The organism is Vibrio sp. Makdt (assembly GCF_027587015.1).
Classification (GTDB): domain Bacteria; phylum Pseudomonadota; class Gammaproteobacteria; order Enterobacterales; family Vibrionaceae; genus Vibrio; species Vibrio chagasii_B.
The window spans coordinates 194774-216286 of sequence record NZ_JAPPTH010000009.1 but is presented as its reverse complement, the minus strand read 5'-3'; the positions used below and the strand labels follow the sequence as shown (position 1 = coordinate 216286).

Annotated in this window: 16 protein-coding genes and 4 tRNA genes; 13 read left to right on the top strand and 7 right to left on the bottom strand. The window is 45.2% G+C overall.

Translation table 11 applies throughout. The features are described from left to right. The first annotated feature begins 194 nt into the window (after positions 1-194). From uvrY to nspC, 10 genes are all read left to right on the top strand, one after another. The gene (gene uvrY, locus OH460_RS13545; RefSeq protein ID WP_004729778.1) at positions 195-839 is read left to right on the top strand and encodes a UvrY/SirA/GacA family response regulator transcription factor; all 645 of its coding nucleotides are present in this window, start codon (positions 195-197) and stop codon (positions 837-839) included. 15 nt (positions 840-854) lie between these two features. Continuing rightward, a complete protein-coding gene (gene uvrC / locus OH460_RS13540) occupies positions 855-2687 on the top strand; it encodes an excinuclease ABC subunit UvrC (protein WP_269997819.1) in 1833 nt (610 codons plus the stop codon). Positions 2688-2733: 46 nt separating this feature from the next. Then, complete coding sequence (gene pgsA / locus OH460_RS13535) at positions 2734-3291, top strand: CDP-diacylglycerol--glycerol-3-phosphate 3-phosphatidyltransferase (protein ID WP_004741263.1); 558 nt, start codon at positions 2734-2736, stop codon at positions 3289-3291. A 266-nt stretch (positions 3292-3557) separates the two neighbouring features. Further along, positions 3558-3631 (top strand) — tRNA-Cys (locus OH460_RS13530). Between the two features lie 34 nt (positions 3632-3665). Then, a tRNA-Gly gene (locus OH460_RS13525) sits at positions 3666-3741 on the top strand. 78 nt (positions 3742-3819) lie between these two features. Then, positions 3820-3906, top strand: a tRNA-Leu gene (locus OH460_RS13520). A 30-nt stretch (positions 3907-3936) separates the two neighbouring features. Beyond that, a tRNA-Gly gene (locus OH460_RS13515) sits at positions 3937-4012 on the top strand. A gap of 1755 nt (positions 4013-5767) precedes the next feature. Beyond that, the gene (locus OH460_RS13510) at positions 5768-8707 is read left to right on the top strand and encodes a pyridoxal phosphate-dependent class III aminotransferase (protein ID WP_269997815.1); all 2940 of its coding nucleotides are present in this window, start codon (positions 5768-5770) and stop codon (positions 8705-8707) included. Between the two features lie 8 nt (positions 8708-8715). Then, positions 8716-9966, top strand: a complete 1251-nt coding sequence (locus tag OH460_RS13505; RefSeq protein WP_269997813.1) for a carboxynorspermidine synthase — start codon at positions 8716-8718, stop codon at positions 9964-9966. A gap of 210 nt (positions 9967-10176) precedes the next feature. Then, positions 10177-11310 (top strand): carboxynorspermidine decarboxylase, encoded by a 1134-nt coding sequence (nspC, locus tag OH460_RS13500; RefSeq protein ID WP_269997811.1) that lies wholly within the window; start codon positions 10177-10179, stop codon positions 11308-11310. Between the two features lie 114 nt (positions 11311-11424). Here the strand turns inward: nspC and OH460_RS13495 are convergent, their stop codons facing one another. Both OH460_RS13495 and OH460_RS13490 read right to left on the bottom strand, forming a co-directional pair. Continuing rightward, complete coding sequence (locus OH460_RS13495) at positions 11425-11937, bottom strand: glycine cleavage system protein R (RefSeq protein ID WP_008222069.1); 513 nt, start codon at positions 11935-11937, stop codon at positions 11425-11427. 234 nt (positions 11938-12171) lie between these two features. Next, entirely contained in the window at positions 12172-13080 is a 909-nt protein-coding gene (locus tag OH460_RS13490; RefSeq protein WP_032498632.1) for a DUF3943 domain-containing protein, read from the bottom strand. Positions 13081-13290: 210 nt separating this feature from the next. Between OH460_RS13490 and OH460_RS13485 the strand changes: the two genes are divergently transcribed. Continuing rightward, positions 13291-14529: a CinA family nicotinamide mononucleotide deamidase-related protein gene (locus OH460_RS13485; RefSeq protein ID WP_102426152.1), complete on the top strand. Its 1239-nt coding sequence runs from the start codon at positions 13291-13293 to the stop codon at positions 14527-14529. Positions 14530-14660: 131 nt separating this feature from the next. Here OH460_RS13485 and OH460_RS13480 read toward each other — a convergent pair whose 3' ends face one another. The 3 genes from OH460_RS13480 to OH460_RS13470 are packed head-to-tail and all read right to left on the bottom strand — an operon-like array spanning position 14661 to position 18578. Further along, complete coding sequence (locus OH460_RS13480) at positions 14661-15506, bottom strand: dimethyl sulfoxide reductase anchor subunit family protein (protein ID WP_269997807.1); 846 nt, start codon at positions 15504-15506, stop codon at positions 14661-14663. A 1-nt stretch (position 15507) separates the two neighbouring features. Continuing rightward, a complete protein-coding gene (locus OH460_RS13475; RefSeq protein WP_004733360.1) occupies positions 15508-16128 on the bottom strand; it encodes a DMSO/selenate family reductase complex B subunit in 621 nt (206 codons plus the stop codon). An 11-nt stretch (positions 16129-16139) separates the two neighbouring features. Further along, a complete protein-coding gene (locus tag OH460_RS13470; RefSeq protein WP_269997806.1) occupies positions 16140-18578 on the bottom strand; it encodes a DmsA/YnfE/YnfF family dimethyl sulfoxide reductase in 2439 nt (812 codons plus the stop codon). A gap of 198 nt (positions 18579-18776) precedes the next feature. Between OH460_RS13470 and OH460_RS13465 the strand changes: the two genes are divergently transcribed. Both OH460_RS13465 and napF read left to right on the top strand, forming a co-directional pair. Next, positions 18777-19343, top strand: coding sequence for a molecular chaperone TorD family protein (locus OH460_RS13465; protein WP_269997804.1), 567 nt, complete (start codon positions 18777-18779; stop codon positions 19341-19343). Beyond that, the gene (napF, locus tag OH460_RS13460) at positions 19343-19858 is read left to right on the top strand and encodes a ferredoxin-type protein NapF (RefSeq protein WP_269997801.1); all 516 of its coding nucleotides are present in this window, start codon (positions 19343-19345) and stop codon (positions 19856-19858) included. Before OH460_RS13465 ends, napF begins: the two co-directional genes overlap by 1 nt. A gap of 158 nt (positions 19859-20016) precedes the next feature. Here napF and yfaE read toward each other — a convergent pair whose 3' ends face one another. Both yfaE and nrdB read right to left on the bottom strand, forming a co-directional pair. Further along, positions 20017-20295, bottom strand: a complete 279-nt coding sequence (gene yfaE, locus OH460_RS13455) for a class I ribonucleotide reductase maintenance protein YfaE (RefSeq protein WP_017632068.1) — start codon at positions 20293-20295, stop codon at positions 20017-20019. Further along, positions 20295-21428 carry a class Ia ribonucleoside-diphosphate reductase subunit beta gene (gene nrdB, locus OH460_RS13450; RefSeq protein ID WP_269997798.1) on the bottom strand — a complete coding sequence of 378 codons (1134 nt, stop codon included), beginning with the start codon at positions 21426-21428 and terminating at the stop codon, positions 20295-20297. Before nrdB ends, yfaE begins: the two co-directional genes overlap by 1 nt. Between the last annotated feature and the right edge of the window lie 85 nt (positions 21429-21513).

Sequence of the window (21513 nt, the reverse complement as noted above, 5' to 3'; positions counted from 1 at the left end):
GATTTTAGTTTACTTGTTTATAAATAAGTACTTGCTAAAGTTAGTGTTTCAGCACATATTCAACAGAGCTTTTTTTTAGTAATTAAGTTAAGATGTACTCAATGCTGCGATCCACTGTTCCTTTGTCCGATTGTTTCAAACAGATGAAACGACACAGTGGTTGCAGAGCCAATTAATAGTGTGGAGATACAAGTTTGATAAATGTTTTCCTTGTAGATGATCACGAGCTGGTTCGCACAGGGATACGACGTATTATTGAAGACGTCCGTGGAATGAACGTAGCAGGGGAAGCTGAAAGCGGTGAAGATGCTGCAAAATGGTGTCGTACTAACAATACTGACGTTATTTTGATGGATATGAATATGCCTGGTATTGGTGGCTTAGAAGCAACCAAGAAGATCTTGCGTTTCAACCCTGATGTTAAAATCATCGTTTTAACTGTTCATACGGAAAATCCGTTTCCAACTAAAGTGATGCAAGCTGGAGCTGCTGGTTACCTTACTAAAGGGGCAGGTCCGGATGAAATGGTCAATGCAATTCGAGTGGTCAACAGTGGCCAACGATACATTTCACCAGAAATTGCGCAGCAGATGGCTTTGAGCCAGTTCTCGCCTGCGTCTGAAAATCCATTCGCAGACTTATCTGAACGTGAACTTCAAATCATGATGATGATTACCAAAGGTCAGAAAGTGACGGATATTTCAGAACAACTCAATCTAAGTCCTAAGACAGTCAATAGTTACCGCTACCGTTTGTTCAGCAAGCTGGATATCAGTGGTGATGTAGAGCTGACACACTTAGCGATTAGACATGGAATGTTAGACACTGAGACCCTTTAACACTGAGATCGTATAGTGACCAACTTGTTTGACTCAGTCTCATTCCTCAAGACAGTAACCGAGCAGCCCGGCGTTTATCGAATGTATAACGCTGAGGCTGTCGTTATTTACGTCGGTAAAGCTAAGAACCTCAAAAAACGCCTTTCTAGTTATTTCCGTAAAAAAGTCGACAGTGAAAAAACACGCGCTCTAGTCAGCAACATCGACAAGATTGATGTCACTGTAACGCACACGGAAACCGAAGCTCTTATTCTTGAGCACAACTACATCAAGCAGTACCTGCCAAAATATAACGTGCTCCTGCGTGATGATAAGTCGTACCCTTATATCTTCATTAGCGGTCACAAGCATCCTCGTTTGTCGATGCACCGTGGTGCTAAAAAGAAAAAGGGAGAATACTTTGGTCCTTACCCTGACTCCGGCGCTGTGCGTGAGACGCTACACCTAATCCAAAAAATCTTCCCTGCTCGCCAATGTGAAGATACGGTTTACGCCAACAGAACACGTCCTTGCTTGATGTATCAGATTGGTCGTTGTGCTGCGCCATGTGTTAGCTCAATCATTTCTGACGAAGAGTACAGCGAACTGGTCGACTATGTTCGTTTATTCCTGCAAGGAAAAGATAAGTTAGTACTTGAAACGCTCATCGAGAAGATGGATACAGCAAGCCGTGAGCTTCGTTTTGAGCAAGCTGCGACTTTCCGTGACCAGATCCAAGCGATTCGACGCGTGCAAGAACAGCAATACGTCTCTGACGACTCCATGGAAGATATGGATGTGTTGGGCTTTGCTCAAGAGAATGGCGTGGCGTGTATTCACATCTTGATGATTCGCCAAGGTAAAGTCTTGGGCAGTAGAAGCCATTTCCCTAAAATTCCGAACAATACGGTACGTGAAGAGGTTTTCTCTAGCTTCTTAAGCCAGTATTACCTAGCACATAATGAAGCGAGAACCATTCCAACTCGTTTGATTCTGAATGCTGATTTGATGGAAGACGTCACTCCTATTCAGGAAGCCTTGTGTGAAGTAGCGGGTCGCAAGATCCACTTCAACACAAACCCTTCCGGTACTCGTGGTCGTTATCTTAAATTGTCGAACACTAATGCGTTAACGGCGATTACCACTAAGATTAATCACAAAATGACGATTAATCAGCGTTTCACAGAGCTTCAAGAAGTGCTGTCGATGGATGCGATTAAGCGCATGGAATGTTTCGATATCAGTCATACCATGGGTGAAAGTACCATCGCGTCTTGTGTGGTGTTCAATCAAGAAGGCCCTGTTAAGCCCGAGTATCGTCGTTACAACATCACAGGCATAACCGGCGGTGATGATTACGCAGCAATGGCTCAGGCGCTTGAGAGACGTTATTCGAAGCAACTTGATGTTGATAAGATCCCAGACATTATCTTTATCGATGGGGGTAAAGGGCAACTTAACCGCGCTCATGAGATTATCTCTCAATATTGGGGAGATTGGCCTTTCAGACCGAGAATGATGGGTATTGCCAAAGGCGTGACGCGTAAACCTGGTTTAGAGACTCTCATTACCCTTGAAGGGGAAGAGTTTAATTTGCCAAGTGATGCTCCCGCTTTGCACCTTATTCAGCATATTCGTGACGAAAGCCATAATCATGCGATTGCAGGGCATAGAGCGAAGCGTGGTAAAACGCGCCGAACCAGTGCCTTGGAAGGAATTGAAGGGATAGGGCCAAAGCGTCGCCAAGCTTTGCTGAAATACATGGGGGGCTTACAAGAACTTAAGCGTGCAACTGTTGAAGAAATAGCCAAAGTGCCGGGCATTAGTCATTCTTTGGCAGAAAACATTTATCAAGCATTGAAACAATAGTAAAAATCCCGCACCATTAAAGCGCAATTAATAAGAGCCCAATAATATGCGTTTGAATATACCTAACATTTTGTCCTTACTGAGACTATTTTTGATCCCAGTATTCGTTGTTGTTTTTTACCTACCTTACCAATGGGCTCCTTTTGCTGCTGCGATGGTTTTTTGGGTAGCGGGTTTTACTGACTGGTTAGATGGCATGCTTGCTCGTAAGTTAGGGCAAACGTCTCGTTTTGGTGCCTTTATTGACCCAGTCGCAGACAAAGTACTGGTTGCGACGGCTCTTATTTTGATTACTGAGCATTACCACTCAATTTGGGTCACTATCCCAGCTGTGACCATGATAGCTCGCGAGATCATCATCTCTGCGCTTCGCGAATGGATGGCTGAAATCGGTAAACGTGCAAGCGTTGCGGTTTCTTGGGTCGGTAAGGTTAAGACGGTTTCTCAGATGTTCGCGTTGTGGGTGCTTATCTGGCGCTATGACGATTGGATGATTTGGGTTGGCTATATCGCGCTCTACGTTGCAACGATTCTAACCTACTGGTCGATGGCACAATACTTAATGGCCGCCAAAGACGATTTGTTAGACGAAAAACACCATTGATGAAGAAGCGAGCTGAGGCTCGCTTTTTTGATCTTTAACCTAAGGTCAAATAATCAATACTGGATATCTAATGTGATATAGATCTCTTTTGAGTAGCCGATATACGGTGTGTTTTGCACATAAAGTCAGCTATTTAGCCTGTTTAGTATGAAATCTATTCAAACGAATTAAAAATACAAAAATATTATTGACTCATCCGCTCGAATCCGTAGAATGCATCCCGTACCCAAGAGGATGGCAATGAGCGATTCGATTGGAGTTACTAAGGCGCCTTGGCAGAGTGGCTATGCAGCGGATTGCAAATCCGTGGACCTCGGTTCGACTCCGGGAGGCGCCTCCATTATCTCTCTTGTTTAAGAGAAGAATAATGAAATGCGACACTAGCTCAGCTGGTAGAGCGCAACCTTGCCAAGGTTGAGGTCACGAGTTCGAACCTCGTGTGTCGCTCCAAATTTTGTATGTTGATTGGCATCAACATAAGATGGTGTTTTACTTTTCAGTAATCGGCATCGCAATAAAGAATTGCGTGCCCTGGTGGTGGAATTGGTAGACACAAGGGATTTAAAATCCCTCGACGTTCGCGTTGTGCCGGTTCAAGTCCGGCCCGGGGCACCATCTACAAGTCTTTATCTCGATAAAGCAAATGCGACACTAGCTCAGCTGGTAGAGCGCAACCTTGCCAAGGTTGAGGTCACGAGTTCGAACCTCGTGTGTCGCTCCAATTTGAAAAGGCTCATCAGAAATGATGAGCCTTTTTCGCATCTGAAACACACTAAAGCTATTTGAGATATCAGGTCACGAGTTGACCCCGTGTACCTAGCCGGCCGCGTCGCTCCAATTTGGAAAAGGCTCATCAGAAATGGTGAGCCTTTTTTGCTTTTGGAATATGCTAAAGCTATTTGAGACATCAGGTCACGAGTTGACCCCGTGTCCTAGCCGGCCGCGTCGTTCCAAATTGAAAGGCCCGAACAGAAATGTTCGGGCTTTTTCTATTTTTACGTTACGGTTTGTTCCAATCAGATACTAGGTCACGAGTTGACCCCGTGTACCTAGCCGGCCGCGTCGCTCCAATTTGAAAAAGGCTCATCAGAAATGGTGAGCCTTTTTTGCTTTTGGAATATGTTAAAGCTATTTGAGACGTCAGGTCACGAGTTGACCCCGTGTCCTAGCCGGCCGCGTCGTTCCAAATTGAAAGGCCCGAACAGAAATGTTCGGGCTTTTTCTATTTTTACGTCACGGTTTGTTCCAATCAGATACTAGGTCACGAGTTGACCCCGCAGCCAAGCTTCATCTCTATATCAAAACCTCCGTTATCAAATACGTATATATCACTCAGCTTTTAAAAGCGAGATTCCCTATGAACTCGTTCCTCGCTCTAGGGAATGACGGAAAGGTACAATGGCTCAAAGCTTCTCTAGCAACGTTTATTACCCCTCACCGTCACCCTCGGGAGCGAGGAACGAGCGAGCCGGGGATCTACTTACCTTCTGTTGATTAGTTTCAGCTTAGTCTATTGCATCAGATAGTTTCTTGAATAAAGCAATACAATGACATGTTGTAGGGGATTCCCTATGAGCTCGTCCCTCGCGCTAGGGAATGACGAAGGAGGTTGCGGCTTATAATCAAGTCGTTGCTTGAGTCTAACTATATAAAAACCGGCTCAAAGAGACTCCCTAAGAACTCGTTCCTCGTACTAGGGAATGACGTGATGCGGGCAGGTAATGCACTTTTCAGTCCCTTATCGTGTACGGAACTTTGCTAGTTGCAGTGTAAGGTTCGTTATGAGTTGCCCCGGTTCTAAGGAATGACACAAGCATTTAGCTTTAAACTCTCACTAGTAACATTTTTATACCCACACCGTCATCCTCGGGCGTGAGGGACGAACGAACCGGGGATCTCGCTTTTAAACTTGTATTGGCGATATTTAAAGCAATTTGTCACTCACTGCGCGTATTAATTAAGCGCTTATCAAAAACTATTGATCGTTCGTTTCAATTTATGTTACTTTCCCGCGCAATCTCGGAACGGCCGATGTTCAAAAAGAGCCGCGATTGCTTTCTGGGGGATACGCGTAATGACCATTCTTGCTGATTGGGACATTACGTAGGGTAGGTATCGGCTAGTCCTTTAGCTGATAGACGGGATACTTATGGCGCAGTTCGCCATGCTAATGGGAAACCCAACATTGAACATACTAACTACAACATTGCTAATCAGCTCTGCATTTCCAAAGGGACCAGCTCCTCATAGCTGCCCGATCCTGCAAAAATGTCCAATTCTTCAAAACAGTAGTATTACTGAACCTTGAGCTCACGCTAACAATTTCTCGCTGTCTTAAGATGGCCTAATTTCGTATTCGTCGTTTGACTTATGCGGGCGTACAGCTATATCTCATTTCTAGACAATATGCGTATTTTACTCTGAACTCTTGTTAATCAAGAGGGCTGGTGTGTATTTGCGTTTGCTGGAGGTGAGTATGAACATATTCAAGGGAATTTTTATGACTACCGCCTTTGAAGTCGATATCAACACTATCGCAAATTCATTTTCAACTATGGTTCCTATCGTAGAGGGAACTTATGACCTAACACCTGATGCTATTTTGCTTGAGCAAGAGCAGCATGAGTCGGATGTTCGCTCTTACCCAAGACGCCTACCGATTGCTATTAAACGAGCATGTGGCGCCTTAGTTGAAGATACACGTGGACAACTATTTTTAGATTGCTTAGCCGGCGCTGGCACACTCTCTTTGGGCTACAACCACCCTGAGATTAACCAAGCACTGAAAGACCAGCTCGATTCAGGTTTGCCGTACCAAACTCTTGATATCACGACTCAAGCAAAAGAGACGTTTATCAAGCGAGTTAAAGCTTTTCTTCCTCAAGACTTTTCAGATAACTCGGTTCTTCAATTCTGTGGCCCTTCAGGCGCGGATGCGGTGGAAGCGGCAATCAAACTAGCGAAGCAAACCACAGGTCGCAATACCATGTTTGCTTTCCGTGGTGCTTATCATGGTATGACTAATGGCACCATGGGCATGATGGGCAACTTAGGTACGAAAGAGCGTCGTAGCGGCTTGATGTCTGACGTGCACTTTATGCCTTTCCCATACAACCTTCGTTGCCCGTTTGGTATTGGTGGTGAAGCAGGTGCTAACGCAAGCATTCGTTACATCGAACGTATGTTGAACGATGACGAATCTGGCATCATGAAACCGGCTGCGATGATTGTTGAGCCTGTACAAGGTGAGGGCGGTGTGATTCCTGCTCCTGCGTCTTGGTTGCAAGGCTTACGTCGCATCTGTGATGAGCACGGTATCCTACTGATTTTTGATGAAATCCAGTGTGGTGTCGGTAAAACAGGTCATCGATTTGCGTTTGAAGAGTCGGGCGTTAATCCTGATATCTTGTGCCTATCTAAAGCGATTGGTGGTGGACTACCAATGTCGCTGCTTGTATTCGATAAGAGTATAGATACATGGAAAGCGGGCGAGCACACGGGTACTTTCCGTGGTAACCAACTGGCAATGGTGTCTGGCGCGAAAGCGTTAGAAATCATCGAGCGAGATGGCTTGGTTGAGCATGCGAACATTGCAGGCCAATACCTACGTCACGGATTAGAGAAGATTCAATCTCGCGTTAACTGTATTGCCGAAGTTCGTGGTAAAGGTTTAATGCTTGGCGCTGAGATCAAGCAACCAAACGGTGAACTCAATAAATTTGGTGAGCCGAAATCAGACGGTGAGCTCACCCTAGCGATTCAACGCGCGGCATTAGAACGTGGTTTGATGGTCGAGAAGGGCGGGCGCGATGGCTCAGTGGTTCGATTCTTGCCACCAATGATTATCTCCTTTGAACAGATTGATTTTGCACTGCGCGTGATGGAAGAAGCCATTATTGCTGCTGGCGGAGGTGTTCAAGAAGATCAAGCTTCAACTGAACAAGCAAGGCAAGAGTGGAACAAGCACTTCATTCACACAGGCCTAGGTGGTAGCGATGAATTCACTAACGTGATGAACCAAACCACTCAAGCGATGAAAGCGGTTTTTGAGCAGGTTGAAACGCCATACTCAGGTCTAGAACCTAAAGTACTGGAGGCTGCTATCAAGGCTGTCGATCTAGACAACAACCAACACGCTTTGGTTGACGTTGTAGATAGCACTGCAGACCTTGTCGCTGCAAACTCCATCTTCGTGCAACACCCCGACTGTATCGCACACCTTCATACGCCTCCTCTTATGGCATCAGTAGCAGCGGAATCAATCATCGCAGCTCTGAATCAATCAATGGACTCATGGGACCAAGCATCGGCTGCTACATATGTTGAGCAGCGCGTAGTTGATTGGATGTGTGACAAGTACCAACTTGGTGAACAAGCGGACGGTGTTTTCACCAGCGGCGGCACGCAAAGTAACCTAATGGGCTTATTGCTGGCGAGAGACTGGGTTGCGGATAAGCACAATGGTCACTCAATCCAAAAGTTAGGTTTACCAGATTACGCGAGCAAGCTTCGTATCTTGTGTTCAAACAAATCCCATTTCACGGTTCAAAAGTCCGCTTCATTGCTTGGTTTAGGCGAGAATGCGGTGTGCTGTGTTGAGACAAACGCAAACGGCACCATCAAACCTGATTTGTTGGATGCAGAAGTAAAAGCGCTTAAAGCTCAAGGGCTGATTCCTTTTGCTGTAGTTGGTACGGCGGGTACAACCGATCATGGAGCTATCGACGACCTTGATGCGATTGCAGACATCGCAAGTCAACAAGGCCTTTGGTTCCATGTCGACAGTGCTTACGGCGGTGCGCTTATCTTGAGTAGCCACAAAGCTCGCTTACAAGGTATCGAAAAAGCAGACTCTGTGAGTGTCGATTTCCACAAGCTTTTCTACCAAACAATCAGCTGCGGCGCGGTGTTGTTGAAAGACAAAACGAACTTTAAGTACCTTCTGCATCATGCAGATTACCTAAACCGTGAACACGATGAGTTGCCGAACTTAGTCGACAAGTCTATCGCGACCACCAAGCGTTTTGATGCATTGAAAGTATTCATGACCATGCAGAGCGTAGGGCCAAAGCAATTAGGCGATATGTACGACCATCTTCTTGAGCAAACGCTAGAAGTGGCAGACCTGATTCAAAACCAAGCTGACTTGGAGCTACTGGCGGAGCCGTCACTATCAACAGTGCTGTTCCGATCTAAGCCGTCAGCAAACGGCGAGCTAGATTTAGACAAATTGAATCAAACGCTAAGACTGGAAGCGCTGACTCGTGGTGTTGCAGTACTCGGTGAAACGGTAGTGGATGGTAAGAGTGCGCTTAAATTCACTATCTTGAATCCGTGCCTAAAGACATCAGATTTCAAATCTCTAATTAACAAAATTCAAACTCTAGCCACTGAGCTAGCAGAACAACAAGGGTAATTAATACTATGGCTATTCTACAAATTGGTGCAGGCGGCGTTGGTTGGGTTGTTGCACACAAAGCAGCACAAAATAACGAAGTACTGGGTGATATCACAATCGCTTCTCGCACAATCGCGAAGTGTGAAAAAATCATCGAATCGATTAAAGGTAAAAACAACCTTAAAGATTCAACTAAGAAACTAGAAGCACGTTCAGTAGACGCTGATGATGTTGATGCGCTTGTTGCTTTGATTAAAGAAGTTCAGCCGGATCTAGTGATCAACGCTGGTCCTCCTTGGGTAAATATGGCAATCATGGAAGCATGTTACCAATCTAAAGTTTCTTACTTAGATACATCGGTAGCGGTTGACCTATGTTCTGAAGGCCAACAAGTACCACAAGCTTACGATTGGCAGTGGGGCTACCGTGAGAAGTTCGCAGAAGCGGGCATCACAGGTATTCTTGGTGCGGGCTTCGATCCAGGTGTGGTTTCAGTATTTGCTGCGCACGCGGTTAAGCACCTATTCGATGAGATCGACACGATCGACGTAATGGATGTAAACGCAGGTGATCACGGTAAGAAGTTTGCGACAAACTTTGATCCAGAAACCAACATGCTTGAGATCCAAGGCGATTCTTTCTACTGGGAAAATGAAGAGTGGAAACAAGTACCTTGTCACTCTCGTATGCTTGAGTTTGAATTCCCGAATTGTGGTTCTCACAAAGTTTACTCAATGGCGCACGATGAAGTTCGTTCAATGAAAGAGTTCATCCCAGCTAAGCGCATCGAATTTTGGATGGGCTTTGGTGATGCATACTTGAACTACTTCAACTGCATGCGTGATATCGGTCTTCTTAGCCCAGAACCGCTAACATTGCACGATGGTACTGTGGTTCAGCCTCTGCATGTTCTTAAAGCGCTACTACCAGATCCAACATCTCTAGCTCCGGGTTACACAGGTTTAACGTGTATCGGTACTTGGGTTCAAGGTAAGAAAGACGGTAAAGAGCGCAGCGTATTCATCTACAATAACGCAGACCACGAAGTGGCTTACGAAGACGTAGAGCACCAAGCGATCTCTTACACTACGGGTGTTCCAGCAATTACCGCTGCACTTCAGTTCTTCCGTGGCGAATGGGCTGATAAAGGTGTGTTCAACATGGAACAGCTAAACCCAGACCCGTTCCTAGCAACGATGCCGGAAATCGGTCTAGATTGGCACGTTCAAGAGCTAGAGCCTACAGCCGGTCTACCTCTAATCCATACTTTGAAGTAATTCTTGCTCTTTGCCCTTGTCGCGTTGTCCATCGTGCTCATTTACGTTCGTAAACTCCGCGCGTTGTCCTAGCGACAAGGTCAAAGCTCTGCGAATTCCATTCAAAGTCATATGATTGACGAGAACGTATAATTACAAGCCGATGCTGTTGCGTCGGCTTTGTTCGATTATCATGTGCCTTCGTGAACTCGAGGGCCGCAAGGTATTAACATGCAAAACAACGAACTAAAAACGCCTTACTTCATGATCAACGAAGACAAGTTGATCGCGAATCTAGAGAAAGCTAAGCAGCTGAAAGAGATTTCAGGTGTGAAGCTGGTATTGGCACTGAAGTGTTTCTCGACATGGGGTGTGTTTGACATCATCAAACCTTATCTCGATGGCACGACAAGCTCTGGTCCATACGAAGTGAAACTTGGCCACGAAACCTTTGGTGGTGAGACGCACGCTTACAGTGTCGGTTACAGCGAAGATGACGTGAGAGAAGTGGCTGACATCTGCGACAAGATGATATTCAACTCGCAAAGCCAATTCGAAGCGTACCGTCATATTGTTGAAGGAAAAGCGTCGCTGGGTTTACGTCTAAATCCGGGCGTAAGCTACGCAGGACAAGACTTAGCAAACCCTGCGCGTCAATTCTCTCGTTTAGGTGTTCAAGCTGACTACATCAAACCAGAAATCTTTGATGAGATTAATGGTGTGATGTTCCACATGAACTGTGAGAACAAAGATGTCGATGCCTTTATTGGCCTACTTGATTCAATCTCAGAACAGTTTGGTGAGCACTTAGATAAGTTGGACTGGGTGAGCATGGGCGGAGGTGTGTTCTTCACATGGCCTGGCTATGACATCGAAAAGCTCGGCCTTGCGCTGAAAGCCTTCTCTGAAAAGCACAGTGTGCAGATGTACCTTGAGCCGGGTGAAGCGATCATCACTAAAACAACCGACCTAGTTGTGACAGTGGTCGATATTGTTGAGAACGTAAAGAAAACGGCGATTGTGGATTCAGCAACTGAGGCGCACCGTCTTGATACGCTTATCTACAATGAACCAGCATCGGTATTAGAAGCCTCAGAAATAGGCAGTCACGACTATGTGATTGGTTCATGTTCATGTCTAGCGGGCGATCAGTTCTGTGAAGCGAGCTTTGATGAGCCACTTAAGATTGGTCAAAAGCTGCATCTGTTAGACAGCGCGGGTTACACCATGGTGAAACTGAACTGGTTCAATGGCCTTAAAATGCCATCAATCTACTGCGAGCGCAGCAATGGTGAAGTGCAAAAGCTAAATGAATTCGGCTATCAAGACTTTAAGCGTTCATTGTCTCAATGGTCAATTAAGTAACTGACTGACAAGTCGAGAGTAATAAAAAGAGCAGCTCACTAGCTGCTCTTTTTTGTTTGTAGATAAAGTTTTGTTTGTAGATAGGGCTTAGTTTGTATGGTTAAGCACTAACAACTAGTTCTCGATCATTACTCGAGTGTCTTCACTAAGAGTTTCTAGCTCATTGACCACGTCATCGATTTGCACTTCGATTGGTAACTTAACTGCGATTTTAGAAGTGAATAAGCTTGAACTGACACCGCCGCCACCTGCGATAAATACGCGTTGGCAATCCATATCGAGAATATTAATACCTTGTCTATCAAGGACATGAGTGACTTCATTAACGATACCGGCACGGTCATTAGAATCGAGTCTTAGGTGGTGTATTGTGTCTTGAACATTATGTGCATGGTCTGAATCAACGAACTGGACAATCAGGTCCGGGTTAGCGCTGAATGCCTCTTTAACAATCGATTCATTGATGGCTGGAAGTTGAACCTTAAGTACGCCTGCAACTTGGTCTTCAATAAAGTTCACTTTACTGATGAGCCATTTGCCGTCGTTCTCATGAGTCACCGCAGCGAGTTGTTTAATGGTCGCAGGCGACGCTTTTCCGATAAAGTTTACGATAAATGTACTGTTCATATCAGCCCCCAAAGTTTCAATTAATCATTGCTAATTAAATGTTTGATATTAAGCGATAAAGTTCGTTAATTTCAGTGTAGAAGTTTATATCGAACAATGTTTGACCTGTGTCAATTTTTGAAACTAAGCTGTGATGCAAAAAAAGAGAATGAAGAGTAGGGCACAAAAAAAGCGGCTTAAGAGCCGCTTTTTAGAAAAGTTTTGGTTATTACCGAAAGTAATCAGGTCGCTGTATTAGAAGGTTACTTTAAAGTTCATACCAACAAACTGAGAATCGTATGGCGCGCCAGCATCGTAAGCGAATCGAGCTGCGTCTTGATTATCCCACCAAGGGTTAGTATTCAGGTTAACTTCTGCGTCACCACCCCAAGCATCACTTACCCAATAGTGGATATGACCGACAGGGTTTAGGAAAAATAGAGACACGTCACCCATGGTTTGAGAACCCATCACTTCACCGCCTGAAGCAATGATGTCTTGCTCGGTTTCTAGCATTATTTCACCCACAACCGCACCGAAGAAAGGTGTGATGAAAAGGTCTTGCCATGAAGGTACTTCAGCAAATGCTTCTACGCCGTATTCCCAGAAGAAGGTGGACATCGTCCAAGAGTACATAAACGATTCAAACTCGTTGTAACCCGCGTGACGTGCAGCTGTGTAGTAAACACCACCAAAATACGGGTGCATCACATAGTTTAGGAAGTGTTCGTCACGGTCCCACACTGGGCCTTCAGAAACGTTATCTTTCCACTTTTGACCTAACTTACTTAAGTCGCGTTGGTCGTCGTCCCATTTAGTGATACTTTCTGGTAAGAAGGTCATTAAACCAACGGTTGCAACACTTAAGCCAAGAATCGTGTAAGTTTGACCCATTAGGTAATCCCAATCTTTCTCTTCGCTAACCAAAAGGTGCTTTGGTTGTTGGATTGAGAAATCGTACTCTTCGCTTGATTCGCTCAGTGCGTAATTGGTACTAGGCTTGTAGGTGTACAAGCTATCATTAACACAGTAATCTTGAGCACATTCATCCGAATAAGAAAGGTTGATTGGCTGGTCGAAGTCGTATTGGCTTGCAACCGAGTTAACTGACATTAGCATTGTAAATGCAGCAGTAACCTTTGCTAGTAACGGTGATTTGGCCACAAGGGTCTCCATGAGAAAGTTTAGAATTGATCAGGGTCACAATTATCCATTAAATGCCTGATTTAGGGAACTAATAATTTATCGCTTTTCCTAAGAAAACCTTAGATTTAACATTATTAATATTTGTTAAAAAGCCAAATAGCTCAAACTCAAACATAGACCAGTTTGTAGATAATGCAGCGTCTTTTTATGACTACAAGGGATAGAAACATGACGAAAATCGCAATGTTAAGTACAGGTGAAGAAGTTCTTCACGGAGACATTGTAGACACGAACGCGGCTTGGATGTCTGCTGAGTTTTACCAGCACGGTTTTGCTTTGGCTAAACGCTCCACAGTCGGTGACCAAATGAATGCCTTGGTTGAAGAGTTGCTGATGCTAAGCTTTAACTATGATGTGGTTATCGTTAATGGTGGCTTAGGCCCGACAACCGATGATATGAGTGCTGCGGCAGCTGCGACTGCGTCAGAACAGAAATTAGTCATGTTCCCTGAGTGGCTAGCGCGTATGGAAGAGATGTTTTCTGGACGCGGCATGCCGATGCCAGACAGCAACCTAAAACAAGCCTTATTGCCAGCAAGTTCAGAAATCGTCGATAACCCTGTCGGAACAGCATGTGGCTTCAAACTTAAGATTAACGATGCGACTTTCTATTTCACTCCGGGCGTACCGAGTGAGTTTAAGCGCATGGTGAGCTTTGAAATTATCCCTGATCTTGCTCGCACTTATCCTCAAGTAGTCGCTTCTGAATGCAGCAGGTTATTTACCTTTGGTTTGTCTGAATCCGGTATTTCTGATGTGTTAGACCAACTGAAACTACCGGAAGGTTATGAGCTGGGTTACCGCTCTTATCTGCCGTTCATTGAAGTGAAACTGTTTGGGCCTAAGTCGGATTTAGAAACTCGCGTTAAGCTACTGCAAATGGTGTACAAACTGCTAGAGAGCAATGTTGTCAGTGTTGATGAGCCGATGATCGACCATATCGGTCATATTATGGCGGAAAGAAAGAAGACCTTGTCGGTATCGGAAGTATCAACCAAAGGTGCGCTTTCGGCTTGGCTACAATCGAATGAACAAGTTGAAGATTGCTTCGGTCACTCTTGGGTGATGGCGGAGCCAAAAGAGAGTGAGCTTGAAAAGAACGACCCACTAGCAGCAACGTTTGCTCTGGCTGGCGCGACAAGAGAAAAGTGCGGCACCGAGTTAGCCCTAGTCACGGGCAAGTTAGAGGGCAATACCTTTAGTGTTGCTTTATCGAGCGAAGCGGGTGAGTGGGGGCAAGTGCTGGAGTTTTATCGTCAATACAAGCGCGAAGATGCACGTACTATCATCAAAACGGTCGCTGCAGACATGCTAAGAAGGCATCTAGACAATAAACCTATGTTTGGTGACTACTCTTCAGTAAAACGCGTGAAGGATATGTTTATCCCTTCAGCGATCATCAAATAAGACGCTCTTGTCGTAAACCAAGATCTCTTAAATCAAGATTAGACAGAACCAATAAAAAGGCCCAACATCTAAATAGGTGTTGGGCCTTGAGTTTATCTAGCCTTCTAGATAACCAAATAAGGAGCCTGTGATTACAAACCGCTTGTCATATGTAGGCTGTAGAACAAGCCACGGCCGATTAGTTCTGACGCTAGGAATAGTACTAATGCTAGGCCTAGATTGACTGGGTTCACTTTTGCTTTATTAAGCATAGGTAGAATCCAAATCAGTAAGCTTGCCATTAGCAATGCAACTTGAAGGATCACATAGCTGCCTAAACCATCAACCAACTCTGAAGCTTTTGCTACTGAAGTTTGGATGTCACCGATTAGATTCAGTTTACCGACTGTCACAAGCAAACTGATCGCAACGGCAATCACAGCCAGCATGGTGATGTTACGGTCAACCGTAAAGCGACTGTCGTTAACAAATACAATCACGAACTGAGACAGCAGCAAGCCACCTACAACCATAGTCATGACGAAGCTCAGTGGTGTGTAGATGTTGTCCCATGTTGGTACTGTGTTGATCATGTATACGTTGATCATCGCGTACATGAAGATGACACCCAGCACCATAGCGCCAACCATCAGTGCTTTCTGGATAGCCATGCCACCTTTCTTAACCACAGACAGTAGCCACTGTAGACCGCCAACTGCGAAGAATGCCGCACCGAAGAACACTTCGTTAGACAGCCAAGCCGAGCCTAGTTGGTTAAAAGCGTTAAACGCGCGCAGTGGAGAGCCGAGGTGCGTTGTCGAGAACATAAAACCAAGCCCCATTAATGCCCACAGAATGAACATTGGAACTTTGTAGCTGTTTAGTTTCTCTTCGTCGTGACCAAGTACCAGTGCACGCGCACCGACAAGTAGGTAACCACCGACAGCGGTTTGAGCCAGTACCGTAAAGAAGATCAAAGACCACTCATGAAAAATCATCTTACACCTCCTTCGGGTTTGCTAGGTGACCACTGGTATCGCCAGTTGGCTTCGCGTTTTTGTTCAGCTTGATCACGATGTTTGGCAGTGTTTCGGTTGAAGATGGCAGTGGCGCCACATCTGCACCAGAGCCGTACTTCTCACGAAGCGTATTGATTTCGCCAAACTCCAATGCACGAAGTGGACAAGACTCAACACAGATTGGCTGTTTGCCTTCAGAAACACGTTGGTAACAACCATCGCATTTGGTCATGTGACCTTTCTTCGCATTGTATTGTGGTGCGCCGTAAGGGCACGCATTGCTACAGTGCTGACAACCGATACACACACTTTCATCAACCACAACCAAGCCGTCTTCATCACGTTTGTGCATTGCGCCCGAAGGACACACTTTCACACACGCAGGGTTAGTACAGTGGTTACAAGCGATAGAGAGGTAGTAAGAAAAAACATCTTTCTGAACCCAGGTATCGCCATCTTGAGTGAAGCCACCCCCCGCGTATTCGTACACGCGACGGTAGTTCGTTTTGATGTCTAGATCGTTATAATCTTTACAAGCAAGCTGACAGGTTTTACAACCCGTGCATTTACTTGAATCAATGTAAAAGCCGTATTGTTTCATTCCAACCTACCTTATGCTTTTTTTAGCGCTTTGATTTGAACTAGGTTTGTGTGCTGAGGGTTACCCTTAGCAAGTGGGCTCGGGCGCTGAGTGGTCAGCACGTTGATAGAGCCTGCATGGTCGATCTTCTGACCATCGGGTGCGTACCATGCACCTTCGCCTAGTGCGACAACTCGAGGAAGAATCCTTGGTGTCACTTTCGCTGGAATATGAACTTCGCCACGGTCGTTGAAAATGCTAACCATATCGCCGTTCTCAATACCGCGCTCTTTTGCATCGATTGGGTTGATCCACAACTCTTGCGGTGCTGCAGCTTTGATTTCTGCAACGTTGCCGTAAGTTGAGTGAGTACGAGCCTTGTAGTGGAAACCGGTTAGCTGAAGTGGGTACTTCTCTGCTAGTGGATCGTTATGACCTTCAAAAGAGTCCGCGTAAACCGGAAGTGGGTGAATCACTTCGTCTTCTTTCAGCTTCCAAGTCTTCGCGATATCAGCCAGTTGCTCTGAGTAGATCTCAATCTTGCCACTTGGTGTAGTTAGTGGGTTCGCTTCAGGATCTTTGCGGAAGTCTTCGTAAGCGATGTAGTGGTGGTCGTAGCTACGTTTGTAGATACCCAGCTCTTTCATCTCTTCGAAGGTTGGCAGTGTTGGATCGTTCTTACGAGTTTCTGCGTAAAGGTGCTCAATCCATTGCTCTTGAGTACGGCCTTCGGTGAACTCTTTTTCTACGCCCATGCGTTTAGCAAGCTGAGTACACATCTCGTAGATCGATTTCGCTTCGAACTGAGGTTCAATCGCTTTCTGTGCGTAGATGAAGTAAGGCATGTTCGATGCTTTACCATCCATACACCAGTCGTCTTGCTCTGATGTGGTTAAGTCAGGCAGGATGATGTCGGCGTATTTTGCTGAAGACGTCATGTGGTTATCAACCACAACAATCATTTCACAAGCACTTTCATCTTGAAGAATCGCGTGCGTCTTGTTGATGTCTGAGTGTTGGTTGATGATGCAGTTACCCGCATAGTTCCAGATCATCTTGATAGGGTTCTTAAGGCGCTCAGCACCACGAACACCATCAGTGATGTCGGTCATCTCGTGGTGACGGTGAATCGCGTCTGTCCACATGAACATTGAAATTGATGTTCCAACTGGGTTTGGCACCGTCGGGAAGCGAACAAACGGAATGTTGATGTCACTTTCACGTGCACCTGTTGAACCGCCAGACACACCGACAGAACCTGTGAGTAGCGACAGCATTGCGATTGCACGACAAGCTAGCTCACCGTTCGCAGTACGTTGTAGCCCCCAACCTTGGTGGATAGCACACGGTTTCGCTGTGCCCATTTCACGGCCAAGCTTAACGATTGTATCAATTGGAATGCCTGTGATCTTAGAAGCCCACTCTGGTGTCTTCTCTACGCCATCTTCGCCTAAACCTAGAATGTAAGATTTGTAGTCACTGTTTTTAGGCGCTGAGGCAGGAAGGGTCTTCTCATCGTAACCGACACAGTATTTGTCTAGGAACGGTTGGTCGACAAGGTCTTCAGTGATCATCACGTGCGCAAGACCCGCTACCAATGCAGCATCCGTAGACGGACGAATTGGGATCCACTGATCTTCACGGCCACCAGCAGTATCGGTGTAACGTGGATCGATGATGATCGTTCTTGCGTTCGATTTGTTTTTGCTTTCTACGTAGTGGTGGATCAGACCGCCGCCAGACATACGAGTCTCAGCAGGGTTGTTACCAAATTGGATGTTAAGCTTAGTGTTCTCTAAGTCAGAGAAAGAGTTGTTGTTTGCCCAACCACCGTAGGTGTAGCTCAAGCCTTTCGCGATTTGCGCGGTTGAGTAGTCACCGTAATGGTTGAGGTAACCACCACTTAGGTTCATTAGACGAGCAATCAGCGTTTGAGCTGGTGGCCAAGATTTAGTAACCGTACCGCCAAGCGTACCGGTACCGTAGTTTAGGTAGATAGTGTCGTTACCGTAGTCTTTGATAAGGCGTTGCATGGTGCCAGCGACTTCATCATAAGCCTCTTCCCAACTAATACGCTTAAACTTACCTTCACCACGTTTACCCACACGTTTCATTGGGTATTTCAGGCGATCTGGGTTGTAAACACGGCGGCGCATCGAGCGACCACGTAGACAAGCACGTACTTGGTGATGACCGTATTCGTCAGTACCTGTGTTGTCTGTTTCTACGTATTTGATTTCACCGTTTTGCACATGCATACGCAGTGGGCAACGAGAGCCACAGTTTACTGTACATGCACTCCATACGATTTTCTCATCCACATTCTCAGCAACGGCAGCCGCTACTGGTTTGGATTTAAAAGGTAAAGCGATACCGCCCGCAAGCGCGGCTGCACTACCTACCGCGGAAGAAGCTTTCATGAAGCCTCTTCGAGTAAGATTCATTACCCCAGATTCTTTCTTATTCGTCATTCTAAGATGCCTATTGTTATTGATGGGTAGCACTTTATAGGTAGTTTTGCTTCTATTGTTTTATTTCCAGTTGTTGATTGATTGGCATCAAATAAGTGCGAAATTTAAATGTTATGAATCGAATGTATAAAATAGATCAAAGAATGAAATGAGTTAATTAATATAATTATCTTTAAACCTATAACGGTATAAATAATAATGATTATCGATACGCATAAATTATTGGGTTCGCTATTTTATCAGGCGACAAGTAAAGAACAGTTAATCACCATTGTCGAAGCTTTGGTTGAGAGCGAAGTACTCTCTGAAGAATGCTTGCAGGCATTGAGATGTGAAGACGAAGATGCACTCTCAGCTGAGTTCAGCCGCCTGTTTGAAGGGGTTGGAGACATGCCAGCTCCGCCTTGGGGTTCTGTGTACCTAGATAAAGACCGCGTTGTGTTCGGCGCTTCTACTGTAGAGTATCGCCAGTTTTTAGAAATGAATCAGATTGAATTAGACACTGGGTTAAGAGAGCCGGAAGATCAATTTGGTTTAATGTTATTCGCTCATGCGTATTTGTTAGAAAATAATAATATAAATTCAGCTCGTGAATTATTAGAGTGCCATTTATTAACATGGTCTTCTTCTTATTTAGATATGCTAAATAAAAATTCAGAGTTATCCTTTTACAAAGAGCTATCAATCAATGTAATAGATTGGCTTAATTACCTAACATCTGAATATAAATTAAACATTGCGAATAAAAAGTTATATATTGATTAATGACTGAGCAAATAAATTCAAATAGACGTGGTTTCTTAACTCGACTCTCTAAGCCGGTTAAAGCTGCGGCAAGTTATGAAGAGAAATCACAGCGCTTGCACGCTAGGCCGCCACGAGCTGTCGATGAGATGCTGTTTGAGCGCCTCTGCGACGGTTGTGGCTTGTGTGAGCAAGCATGCCCAAATAGTGTCATTGAGATACAAGAGGGCAGTGCGCTGCTCAATTTGGATTACAACAGCTGCTCTATGTGCAACAAGTGCAGTGAAGTGTGTCCGACTGGTGCGCTTCACCCAACGGTCACGCCTTACATTGATTTAAAACCTAACTTTGCTGATAGCTGCAATAACTATATGCAAATGGATTGTCATGCCTGCCAATCTGCGTGTTCAGTTGGCGCAATACAGATTGAAGCCGGGGAGTTACCTACGGTTGCTCAAGATAAGTGCAATGGTTGTGGAGAGTGTCGAAGCGCTTGTTACATCGGTTCGGTGACATTGAACCTGACTCAACAGTAAACATCTGGGTTGGTGGTTGAGAACTAAAGACGCGAATAGAAAAGGGTCCGTATTCCAAGAGGAGGCGGACCCTTTTTAATACTTATCATCTCTGATGAAGCGTTTGAACTTACGTGATTCTATCTAAAGCGAAAGCAAGCGAACTTAAATCGAATAGATTAGGCGCGCTTCTGTTTGCTTCTGTGAATCACGTTACTCAGCGATAGATCGGTCTTTGCTTTGCAGATGCATGGCAAGATTTCATCGCCTTGTGTGTAAGCCATAGCAAAACCAACGTACTCAACCTCACCAGAATCCAACGTACAGCGGCATGCGCCACAGTGACCGTCTCGGCAGTTGTATTCTGGTTCTAACCCAGCTTGTTCCATTGTTTCCAATAGCGTATTAGAAGGGTTAGATTCAATTGAAGTTAGCTTGTTGATTTTGATTGTTGGCATTACAGCTCAAATCCTTCAAAGTCGTCAGCTTTTACTTCGTTGTCGATTTGGCCAACTAGGTAAGAACTGATTTCAGCTTCTTGTGGAGCAACTTGTACGTTATCAGAGGACAACCAAGCGTTGATCCATGGAATTGGGTTCGATGTTGCTTCTGGGTAAGCGGTACCTAGACCAACCGCTTGCATACGGATGTTGGTAATGTACTCAACGTATTGACAAAGAATGTCTTTGTTCAGACCAATCATAGAGCCGTCTTTGAATAGGTATTCTGCCCACTCTTTTTCTTGCTCTGCTGCTTCTTTAAATAGGTCGAAACACTCTTGCTTGCACTCTTCAGCGATTTGCATGAATGCGAAGTCGTCTTGACCGTTACGTAGCAAGTTGATCATGTGCTGAGTGCCAGTCAGGTGAAGCGCTTCATCACGAGCGATTAGCTTGATGATTTTAGCGTTACCTTCCATTAGCTCACGCTCAGCGAATGCAAATGAACATGCGAAACTCACGTAGAAACGGATTGCTTCTAGTGCGTTCACCGACATTAGACATAGGTAAAGTTTCTTCTTCAGGTCGTGAAGAGAAACCTTAACGTCTTCGCCGTTGATGTTGTGGTTGCCTTCGCCGTAACGATGGTAATCAGCGGTTAGCTTAATTAGGTCGTCGTAGTAGAACGCGATGTCTTTAGCACGCTTTAGGATCTCTTCGTTTTCAACGATGTCGTCAAATACTAGACCTGGATCGTTCACGATGTTACGAATGATGTGCGTGTAAGAACGAGAGTGAATCGTTTCAGAGAAAGACCAAGTCTCAATCCAAGTTTCAACTTCTGGTAGTGATACTAGCGGAAGTAGGGCAACGTTCGGGCTACGGCCTTGGATAGAATCCAGCAGGGTTTGGTACTTCAGGTTAGAGATGAAGATGTGCTTTTCATGCTCAGGAAGCTTGTTGTAGTCGATACGGTCGCTAGACACGTCTACTTCTTCTGGACGCCAGAAGAAAGAAAGTTGCTTCTCGATAAGCTTTTCGAAGATTTCGAATTTTTGTTGGTCGTAACGTGCAACGTTAACCGACTGACCTAGGAACATTGGTTCTTTTAGCTGGTCATTTTTTTTCTGAGAAAAAGTACTGTAAGCCATAAATGCCTCAAATCCTTTAAAGACTCGTTATAAAACGAACCCTGTTAATGCTTTAAACCCAGAGAAGATAACTTCTCTGGGGTCT